This window comes from uncultured Azohydromonas sp. (assembly GCF_937926365.1).
Lineage (GTDB): Bacteria > Pseudomonadota > Gammaproteobacteria > Burkholderiales > Burkholderiaceae_C > Azohydromonas.
Map to the genome: position 1 here is coordinate 1 of NZ_CALAOH010000083.1, position 9,039 is coordinate 9,039.

Below are 9,039 nucleotides of genomic sequence, written 5' to 3' on the forward strand. Positions count from 1 at the left end.
CGCGGCTTCGCGGTGGTGGCCGGCGAGGTGCGCAGCCTGGCGCAGCGCAGCGCCGGGGCCGCGCGCGAGATCAAGCAGCTCATCACCGACAGCGTGCAGCGCGTGGACCAGGGCTCGGCGCTGGCCGACCAGGCCGGCCACACCATGCAGGAGGTGGTGGCGGCCATCAAGCGCGTGACCGACCTCGTGGGCGAGATCAGCCACGCCAGCATCGAGCAGAGCGAGGGCGTGGCGCAGGTGGCCGAGGCCGTGACCGGCATGGACCGCGCCACGCAGCAGAACGCCGCGCTGGTGGAGCAAAGCGCCGCCGCCGCGGAGAGCCTGCGCCAGCAGGCGCAGCGCCTGGTGCAGGCGGTGGCGGTGTTCCGCCTGGCCGCCGGCGAGTCGCTGTCCGTGGGCGCCCCGGCGGCACGGGCCATCCCGACACCGCAGGCCCTGACCGCCCATGCGCAGCCGGCTTCGGCACCGGACCCGCTGCCCGCCACCGATTGGGACGGCGGTGAACGCCGCAGCCCGCAGCGCGCGCGCAACGTGGTGCGGCCAGACTTCCAGCGTCCCAGCGCACCGGCCCTGCCCACCATCTCCACGGCGACCGCGCGCGCCGATACCCGGGACGACGACGAGGAGTGGACCTCGTTCTGAGCAGGCGTCCGGCTGAACGGACCCTCTCTTCGCAAACGTCCGGACCCACGGACCTGGGTTTGCTAAAAACTTCAACGCCCGCGATCAGGGCACCAAATTCGTCAAAACCCTGTCCGGCATACCGGACAGGGTTTTTTCTTGTCCCGAGCGAATACCGACTTGCTCCTGATCAACAAAAAATTTGCCGGCATGCATTAAGGCAGACGTAAACATTTGTACCTAGATTGGTGCGTTGCAGCATCGCAGGGCGTCCGCTCGATCCCGGCAGCTCATGCCGTGGAATGCCCGGCGATGACGTTGATGGCGGTTTTCGCGGCGCGGGCTCTGCCTTGCCACCCCACAGCTTCAACCAATCGGGTACATCCCATGAAACTCGCGAACTTCCGCATCGGGCAGCGTCTGGCAGCCGCGTTTGGTCTGGTCATGCTGATGGCGCTGGCCTCGGCCGGGCTGGGCATCCACCAGCTCTCGCAGATCCAGGCCAACCTCGACAAGATGGCCGAGGACAGCAACGTCAAGATCGCGCTGAGCCACAAGATGAACAACGCCATCCATGAGGTGCTGCGTTCCATGCGCAACCTCATGCTGCTGCAGGACCAGGCGGCGATCGACCAGGAGGGCCGGAAGATCGCGCAGTTCCGCGCCGAGTACGACCAGGCGCGCGCGGCGCTGGACCAGCTCCCCGCCGACGAGGCGTTCAAGGCGCACCTGGCGCGCATCGACGAGGCCCGTGGCGGCACCCGCGCGGTCAACAACAAGGTGGTGCAGCTCGGCCTGGCCGGCCAGCGCGAGGAGGCCGTGGACCTGCTCGTGAAGGAGTCGCAGCCGCTGACGCAGCGCTGGCAGGACCTGCTCACGGAAAGCATCCACGCCCAGGAGGCGGCCAACGACCTGAGCAATGCCGAGGCGCGCGCGGCCTACGCTTCCGCGCGCAACCTGCTCGTGGGCAGCACCGCGCTGATGCTGGTGGTGTCGGTGGTGCTGGCATGGCGCATCACGCGCTCCATCACCGTGCCGCTGAGCAACGCCTGCAAGGTAGCGCTGCGCGTGGCCGAGGGCGACCTGACCTCGGGCGTGCGGGCCGAGGGCAAGGACGAGACCGCGCAGCTGCTGGGCGCGCTGGCCACCATGGAAGAGAAGCTGACCCACACCGTGGCGCACGTGCGCCGCAACGCCGAGGGCGTGGCCACGGCCAGCGCGCAGATCGCGCAGGGCAACCACGACCTGAGCCACCGCACCGAGCAGCAGGCCTCCTCGCTGCAGCAGACCGCCGCCTCGATGGAACAGCTCGGCGGCGCCGTGCGCCACAACACCGACAACGCGCTGCAGGCCAACCAGCTCGCGCAGGGCGCCTCGGACGTGGCCTCGCGCGGCGGCAAGGTCGTGGCCCAGGTCGTCTCGACCATGAAGGGCATCGAGGAGAGCTCGCGCAAGATCGCCGACATCATCAACGTCATCGACGGCATCGCCTTCCAGACCAACATCCTGGCCCTGAACGCCGCGGTGGAAGCCGCGCGCGCCGGCGAGGCCGGCCGCGGCTTCGCGGTGGTGGCCAGCGAGGTGCGCAGCCTGGCGCAGCGCAGCGCCGGCGCAGCCAAGGAGATCAAGGACCTGATCACCGACAGCGTGGAGCGCGTGGGCCAGGGCTCGATGCTGGCCGACCAGGCCGGCGAGACCATGCACGAGGTGGTCACGGCCATCAAGCGCGTGACGGACCTGATGGGCGAGATCAGCGCCGCCAGCAGCGAGCAGAGCAAGGGCGTGGTGGAGATGGGCCAGGCCGTGGGCCAGATGGACCAGGTCACGCAGCAGAACGCCGCGCTGGTGGAGGAAAGCGCCGCGGCGGCCGACAGCCTCAAGAGCCAGGCGCAGCGCCTGGTGGACGCGGTGGCGGTGTTCCGCCTGGCGCACGCGGCGGCGTGATTCCAGTTCGCGATTGCCAGTGAAGTCATTCCGTCATGCCCGCGCAGGCGGGCATCCACGCGGACCGGGATGCCGCCCGGAGTTCGTGGACACCCGCCTCCGCGGGTGTGACGGGATTCTTTAAGTCGGCGTCAAGAACCGGTATGAGGCGGCTCTGGTCCGAGGCCGATGCCTCGGGCCGCAGGTGTGGCCTTATCCCGGTTTCACTTTGATCGTGAAATGGCCCGTTCGTACTGACCCTTCGATACCTCAGGGCAGGGTGCGCCTACGGCGCATCGAAGTACGAATCCGGCAGGCTGCGATGGCGGCACCACGGCCGGGGCCGTTCACCCTTCGATTCACCCTTCGATACCTCAGGGCGAACGGAATACCTCACTGGCAGGTAGCGGTATCAGCGCGGCACCACGAAGGTCGTCTTCTCCCGCACGACCTGTTCCGAGCCATCGGGCAGGCGCCGCGCGACCTCCACCGTCACCGGGCTGGAGCGCCCCTGCAGCGACTGCGCCGCCTCGGCCGGCAGCTGCAGCCGCAGCGGCAGCGAGCCGATCTGCGCCGCCGGCACCTCCAGCGTGGACTCGCCCACCAGTTCCAGCCCGGGCAGGCCGCTGGCGCTGATGCGGAAATGCCCGACGCTCTCCGCGCCGTTCAGGAGCTGCAGCCGGTACACGTTCTCCACGCGGCCGTCCTCGACCACGCGCGCCAGCGTGTTGCGGTCCTTGATCAGGTCCACGTGGAAGGGGCTGCGCAGCGCCAGCGTCGTGACGAAGGCAATGCCTACCGCCGCCAGCAGCGCGCCGTAGATCAGCACCCGCGGCCGCAACACGCGCTTGACCATCTGCGCGCGCGTCAGGCCCTCGGACACGCCGCGCTCGGTGGAGTAGCGGATCAGGCCCTGGGCGTAGCCCATCTTGTCCATCACGCCGTTGCACACGTCGATGCAGGCGGCGCAGCCGATGCACTCGGCCTGCAGCCCGTTGCGGATGTCGATGCCGGTGGGGCACACCTGCACGCACAGCCCGCAGTCGATGCACGAGCCCAGGCCCAGCTGCGCCGGATCGGCCTTCTTCGAGCGCGAGCCGCGCGGATCGCCGCGCTTGGCGTCGTAGGTGATGATCATCGAGTCGCGGTCGATGAGCGCGCTCTGGAAACGGGCGTAGGGGCACATGTAGCTGCACACCTGCTCGCGCATGAAGCCGGCGTTGCCCCAGGTGGCGAAGCCGTAGAACAGCACCCAGAACGTCTCCCAGCCCGTGAGGCTGAAGGTTGCCAGCTCAACGGTGAGCGCGCGGATCGGCGTGAAGTAGCCCACGAAGGTGAAGCCCGTGACCAGCGCGATCGCGACCCACGCCGCATGCTTGCCGCCCTTGCGCAGGACCTTGTTGGCGCTCCACGGCGCCTTGTCCAGCTTCATGCGCGCGATGCGGTCGCCCTCGGTCTTGCGTTCCACCCACATGAAGATCGAGGTGTAGACCGACTGCGGGCAGGCGTAGCCGCACCACAGCCGCCCGGCCACCGCCGTGAAGAAGAACAGCCCCAGCGCCGAGATCACCAGCAGCGCGGTGAGGTAGATCAGGTCCTGCGGGTACAGCACCAACCCGAACAGGAAGAAGCGGCGCTGCTCCAGGTCGAACAGCAGCGCCTGGCGGTCGTTCCACTGCAGCCACGGCGCGCCATAGAAGAACAGCTGCGTCAGCCACACCATCGCCCAGCGCCAGCGCGCGAACCAGCCGTCCACGGCCTTGGGATAGATCTTGGCTTGCTTCTGGAAGAGCGACGCGGGCTGGATGGGAATGACGGTGGAACTCTTGCTCACGGGAACAGCCTTCTGAGATGCGCGCGAAATGTATCTTTGGATGAATGCCGCAGCGTCGCGCCCGGCGTTGCCGCGGCGCCCTGCGTGAAGGGTTGCCGCACCGGGGCGGCGCGGCCGTGGCGAAAGGGCAACGGCTACCCGGTGGTGGCCGCGTGGACCTGGCGCGGCAGCGGCAGCGCCACCACGCGCGGGCGCTGCGGCGCGCCGGGCAGCACGTCGGCCAGGGTGTGGTCGTCCAGGTACTGCATGAAGCTCTGCAGCGCGCCGGCGATCACGCCGGAGAGCGCGCAGCAGCCGTCGAGGCGGCAGCCCGCATGCGCCGCACCGTGCCCGGGGCAGGCGCCCGGCGCCGGGGTGTCGAAGCATTCGACCAGCGCGAAATCGGGCTCCACGGAGCGCACCACGGCGCCCAGGCGGATGTCCTGCGGCGCCCGGGCCAGCCGCATGCCGCCGCCCTTGCCGCGCACGGTCTCCAGCCAGCCCCCCAGCGCCAGGCGGTGCGTGACCTTCATCAGGTGCGCCTCGGAGATGGCGTAGGCGCGCGCCACCTCGGCGATGGTGCACAGCCGCTGCGGGTGCTGCGCCACGTGCATGAGCAGCCGCAGCGCGTAGTCGGTCATGGCGGTGAGTCGCATGTCAGCCCGCCTTTCCGTCCAGGCGCGGCCGGCTCAGTACCGGCCAGTAGCGCAAGGCGTAGAGCCCGAAGCCGGCGGCCCACAGCAGCGCGGAGCAGCCCAGCGCGTGCACGTAGCTCGCGGGCCACAGCAGCGGCAGGCCCACGCGCAGCAGGCCCGCGGCCAGCACCAGCACGTAGCAGGCGACGTCGAAGCGGTCGGCACGCAGCGGGCGGCCGGTGTGGCCGCGCGCAGTGCGGGTCATCATGCCGATGGTCAGGCCGCCGATGGCGCCCACCGTCAGCGCGTGGGTGGCGAAGGTGCTGGGCAGCAGTTCCAGCGCCGCGGCAGCGCGCAGCAGCAGGTGCAGCGGAATCCACAGGTAGGCCGCGTGCAGCACCCACACCAGCGGCGCGCGGCGCGTGCGCCAGGGCTGCCACAGCGCCAACCGCGCGCCGTGCAGCAGCGCGGCCACGGCGGCGACCAGCGCCACCACCACGCCCGGCAGCGCCAGCGCATCGGCCACCAGCAGCGCCAGCACCGCGCCCAGCGCGCCCTGCTCGATGCGCGGATGGCGCGTGGCCTGCACGCCCGGCACGCCGTTGTTGGTGAACATCGGGATCACGCGCCCGCCCATGACGGCCATCATGAACAGCACCACGTCCAGCGCGATCTGGATGCCGGCCCAGCCCGGCAGCAGCTTGAAGCCCAGGTGCTCGGCATGCACCAGCGCCGCGCCCAGCCCCATCACCACCAGCAGCCCGGCGAAGAAGTAATTGCGCCGGTTGTTGCCGCGCTTGAGGGACTGGAACAGGGCCCAGGCCGCCAGCAGCGGGAAGGCCACGTTGGCCACCGCCGCGGCCCAGGCCCAGGGCGTGAGCACCAGCACGCGCGCCGCCAGCCACAGCCCGGCCAGCGCCATGAGCGCGCCGCCGGTGGGCGTGTCCTGCCCCGACCAGTTGCGCCCGGCCGTGAACAGGAAGCCCACCACCACCGCCAGCGTGAAGCCGAACACCATCTCGTGCGCGTGCCACAGCGGCCCGGGCAGGAATTGCAGCGGCAGCAGCCCCGTGGCCTGCAGCGTCCACAGCACGATGGACAGCGCCGCGAAGCCGCTGGCCAGCAGGTAGAAGGGCCTGAAGCCCAGGGCCCACAGCGCGAAGCCCTGCGGGCGCGGCGCGGACGCGGGAGCGCCGCGCGGCGGCTCCTCGATTTTCAGAAACACAGTCATGACCGAGACCTTTCCATCGCGCGCCAGCGCAGCGCGGCGCGCACCATCACCAGCGCGAACAGCGCGATCGCCGCCGCGTTGAGCGCGGCACCGGTGCCGCGCCATGCCGGGTCCGCCAGCCGCAGCAGCAGCGAGGCGTGCAGCAGCAGCAGCGGGGCGTAGAAGGCGGCGTCGAAGCGCACCTTGATGCGCGCCACCGCGGGCAGGATCACCGGCGCGTGACCCATCACCATGCAGAAGATGAAGCCCAGGCCCAGCGCGTGCAGCGCCGCGTCGCGGGTGGGATGTCCCAGCGCGAAGCCGGCCCAGGCCACGCCGGCCACGGCCAGCCAGGCGTAGCCGCCGAGCAGGCACAGCGCCATGTAGCGCGTGAGGCCCCGTGCGCGCACCGTGTGGCGCGCGATGTCGAAGGCGGCGAACCACAGCGCCAGCGCGACCAGGGCCACGCCGAACAGCAGGCTCCACAGCGCGGCGCCGGCCAGCAGCGCGCACAGCACGCCCACCAGCAGCGGCTGCGCGGCGGCGCGGCGGCGCATCAGCCGCGTCATCTCCAGCCGCTCGGCGGCGATGGTGATGACGAGGAAGGCGAACCAGGAGGCCAGCATCGCGTCGTCGTGCAGCCCCACCGCCAGCCGCACGCAGCCCGTGAGCCAGGCCAGCGCCGACACCAGCAGCACGATCGTGTGCGGCGCGGCCTGCCGGCGCACCAGCATCACGTTCACGGCGGTGAAGCCCAGCGTCGCGGCGGTGAACAGCAGCGCGCCGGCCTCGGGCCAGCCGTGCAGCAGCGCCGCACCGCCGGCCACGCACAGCAGCGGCACGGCGAAGGCCGCGCGCCGGCCCAGCGCCACCGCGCGCTCCAGGCTCACGACGGCACCGAAGAAGGCGCAGATCATCAGCGCCGCGTGCTGCGCCGCGGCCTGGCCGATCAGGCTGCTCTGCCCCACCGGCAGCCCGGCGCGCAGCAGCCCGCCGCTGATGCCGGTCACCAGCATCACGGCCAGCAGCGGCATCAGCAGCAACCGGCCCCAGCGCAGCGCGCGCGAGGGGCCGGCGGGACGGCGGGACACGGCGGCGGCCATGGCTCGACCTCTTTACCAGCGCATGAAGCGCTGCGCGCTCTGGCTCATGCGCTCGGGCGTCCACGGCGGATCGAAGGTGATCTCCACCTCCAGCGGCAGCGCCGCGGGCAGCACGCGGTCGAGCTCGTTCTGCACGTCCTCGACGATCACGTCCGTCACCGGGCAGGCGGCGGAGGTCATGGTCATGAGCACGTGCACGCCCTCGCCATCGACGCGCACGCGGTAGATCAGGCCCACGTCCACGATGGACAGCGCCACTTCCGGGTCCACCACGCGCCGCAGCGCCTCGGTGATGGGTGCGCGCAGTCCCTCGTCGCCCTCGAACTCGAAGCGCGGCGGCTCGGCCGCGCCGTCCTGCACAGGCGTGCCCATGTCAGCTTCCGCAGCAGCCGCCGCAGCAGTGGTCGCGCCGCGCCAGCTTGGTGATGTGCACGCGCCAGGCCTCGGGGCCGCTTTCCACGGCGGTCCAGCTGAACAGGTTGGGCACCAGGGCGTGGAACTGGCGCTGCAGCGGCTGCGGATCGTGGTCGTTGACCAGCTCCAGCGTGGCGTCCGGCGCCAGGGCATCGAAGCTGGAGAACACGCGCAGGTGCCGCTCCTGGGGCGGCAGCGAACGCAGGTCGAGGGACACGGCGGGGGTCATCAGGGCTTCCAGTCTTAAAGATGTACCAGAGATGAATCTATGTTGCCCGCTCCCCGCGCCGAAGGCTTTGACCCAGGTCAACCGCGCCGGAGGGCCCTTCGCGCGGCGTGGACAATGCGCGCCTCGTGCCGGCGAGCCGCCGGCGCCCTCCTCTTTCGTTGGAAGCCATGTTCAAGAACCTGCACCTGCTGCGCATCGCTCCCGGCTGGACCGCCGACGCGGCGCAGGCCGAAGAGCGCCTGGCGCGCGAGTCCTTCACGCCCTGCGGGGCCACGCAGCCCGAGAGCGCCGGGTGGGTGCCGCCACGCGGCCAGCCGCATGCGCCGCTGGTGGAAGTGATCCAGGGCCAGTGGCTGCTGGCGCTGATGACCGAGAAGAAGATGCTGCCGGGCTCGGTGGTCAAGGAGCGCAGCGCCGAGATCGCCGCGCGGCTGGAGCAGGAGCGCGGCTACAAGCCCGGGCGGCGCGAGGCCAAGGAGATCAAGGAGCAGGCCACGCAGGAGCTGTTGCCGCTGGCCTTCACCAAGCGCAGCCGCATCCAGGTGTGGATCGACCCGCGCGCCGGGCTGCTGGCCATCGACGCCGGGGCCGCGGCGCAGGCGGACGCGGTGGTGAGCCTGCTGGTCAAGGCGTTGGACGGCTTCAACCTGCTGCCGCTGCAGACGCAGCAGTCGCCCGCGGGCTGCATGGCGGCGTGGCTGGCCGAGGGCGAGGCGCCCGGCGCCTTCTACCTGGACCGCGAGTGCGAGCTGAAGTCGGCCGACGAGATGCGCTCGGTGGTGCGCTACGCCCGCCACGCGCTGGACACGGACGAGGTCAAGCAGCACATCGCCGCGGGCAAGCGGCCGACGCGGCTGGCGCTGTCGTGGAACGAGCGCGTGGCCTTCACGCTGACCGAGGCGCTGACGCTCAAGAAGATCGAGATCCTGGACACCGCGCTGGAGGGCCGCGACGGCGTGGCCGAGGACGAGGCCTTCGACGCCGATGCCGCCATCGCCACCGGCGAGCTGCGCCGGCTCATTCCCGAGTTGCTGGAGGCGCTGGGCGGGGAGCAGCCGGCCGGCCAGGTCGCCGCAGCCCCGGCGGCTGCC

9 protein-coding genes are annotated in these 9,039 nt (G+C 71.1%); 3 read left to right on the forward strand and 6 right to left on the reverse strand.

Features of this window, described 5'->3' with window-relative positions; translation table 11 throughout:
• Positions 1 to 642 (forward strand): methyl-accepting chemotaxis protein (locus Q0741_RS08470; protein ID WP_298232763.1); only part of this gene is annotated, 642 nt, incomplete at its 5' end.
• 366 nt (positions 643 to 1,008) lie between these two features.
• The gene (locus tag Q0741_RS08475) at positions 1,009 to 2,565 is read left to right on the forward strand and encodes a methyl-accepting chemotaxis protein (RefSeq protein WP_298232764.1); all 1,557 of its coding nucleotides are present in this window, start codon (positions 1,009 to 1,011) and stop codon (positions 2,563 to 2,565) included.
• A 391-nt stretch (positions 2,566 to 2,956) separates the two neighbouring features.
• Here the strand turns inward: Q0741_RS08475 and ccoG are convergent, their stop codons facing one another.
• The 6 genes from ccoG to Q0741_RS08505 all read right to left on the reverse strand — a co-directional run bounded on the left by ccoG (position 2,957) and on the right by Q0741_RS08505 (position 7,948).
• Complete coding sequence (gene ccoG, locus Q0741_RS08480) at positions 2,957 to 4,378, reverse strand: cytochrome c oxidase accessory protein CcoG (protein ID WP_298232765.1); 1,422 nt, start codon at positions 4,376 to 4,378, stop codon at positions 2,957 to 2,959.
• A gap of 134 nt (positions 4,379 to 4,512) precedes the next feature.
• A complete protein-coding gene (locus Q0741_RS08485; RefSeq protein ID WP_298232766.1) occupies positions 4,513 to 5,013 on the reverse strand; it encodes an Rrf2 family transcriptional regulator in 501 nt (166 codons plus the stop codon).
• Position 5,014: 1 nt separating this feature from the next.
• Entirely contained in the window at positions 5,015 to 6,223 is a 1,209-nt protein-coding gene (locus tag Q0741_RS08490) for an NnrS family protein (RefSeq protein WP_298232767.1), read from the reverse strand.
• Entirely contained in the window at positions 6,220 to 7,305 is a 1,086-nt protein-coding gene (locus tag Q0741_RS08495; protein WP_298232768.1) for a hypothetical protein, read from the reverse strand. Before Q0741_RS08495 ends, Q0741_RS08490 begins: the two co-directional genes overlap by 4 nt.
• A gap of 12 nt (positions 7,306 to 7,317) precedes the next feature.
• Entirely contained in the window at positions 7,318 to 7,677 is a 360-nt protein-coding gene (locus Q0741_RS08500; protein ID WP_298232769.1) for a metal-sulfur cluster assembly factor, read from the reverse strand.
• 1 nt (position 7,678) lies between these two features.
• Positions 7,679 to 7,948, reverse strand: coding sequence for a DUF2249 domain-containing protein (locus Q0741_RS08505; protein ID WP_298232770.1), 270 nt, complete (start codon positions 7,946 to 7,948; stop codon positions 7,679 to 7,681).
• Positions 7,949 to 8,115: 167 nt separating this feature from the next.
• Between Q0741_RS08505 and Q0741_RS08510 the strand changes: the two genes are divergently transcribed.
• Positions 8,116 to 9,039: recombination-associated protein RdgC (locus tag Q0741_RS08510; RefSeq protein WP_298232771.1), on the forward strand; the 924-nt coding region annotated here is incomplete at its 3' end.

What these genes read in the sequence shown, in the direction of transcription:
- Q0741_RS08475 (WP_298232764.1), top strand. Translation starts at nt 1,009, where the DNA reads ATGAAACTCGCGAACTTCCGCATCGGGCAGCGTCTGGCAGCCGCGTTT.
- Q0741_RS08485 (WP_298232766.1), bottom strand. Translation starts at nt 5,013, where the DNA reads ATGCGACTCACCGCCATGACCGACTACGCGCTGCGGCTGCTCATGCAC.
- Q0741_RS08490 (WP_298232767.1), bottom strand. Translation starts at nt 6,223, where the DNA reads ATGACTGTGTTTCTGAAAATCGAGGAGCCGCCGCGCGGCGCTCCCGCG.
- Q0741_RS08495 (WP_298232768.1), bottom strand. Translation starts at nt 7,305, where the DNA reads ATGGCCGCCGCCGTGTCCCGCCGTCCCGCCGGCCCCTCGCGCGCGCTG.
- Q0741_RS08500 (WP_298232769.1), bottom strand. Translation starts at nt 7,677, where the DNA reads ATGGGCACGCCTGTGCAGGACGGCGCGGCCGAGCCGCCGCGCTTCGAG.
- Q0741_RS08505 (WP_298232770.1), bottom strand. Translation starts at nt 7,948, where the DNA reads ATGACCCCCGCCGTGTCCCTCGACCTGCGTTCGCTGCCGCCCCAGGAG.